At 71.5% G+C, this 274-nt stretch carries 1 protein-coding gene; it reads left to right on the forward strand.

Annotated features, from left to right (window positions below; all coding sequences use genetic code 11):
- On the forward strand, nt 1–274 hold a 274-nt coding region (locus JT719_RS24720), incomplete at both ends, for an alpha/beta hydrolase (protein ID WP_423227990.1).

Here is a 274-nt window from a genome sequence, read left to right on the forward strand (position 1 = left end):
GCTACGGCACCGACGTGCAGCGGATCGACACGGCGCTGGCGGAGACCTTCCGGGACTTCGCCATCGACCCCACGCGCGTCGCCATCGGCGGATTCTCCGACGGGGCCTCCTACGCCCTGTCGCTCGGCCTCATCAACGGCGCGCTGTTCCGGAGCGTCGTGGCCTTCTCGCCGGGGTTCGCGGTGCCGACCCGGACCGAGGACCACCCGCGCTTCTTCGTCTCGCACGGCGTTGCGGACAGGGTCCTGCCCATCGACCCGTGCAGCCGCACCCT

It is taken from the genome of Sabulibacter ruber (assembly GCF_017355955.1).
In the GTDB taxonomy this organism is placed as follows: Bacteria; Bacteroidota; Bacteroidia; order Cytophagales; family Hymenobacteraceae; genus Nibribacter; species Nibribacter ruber_A.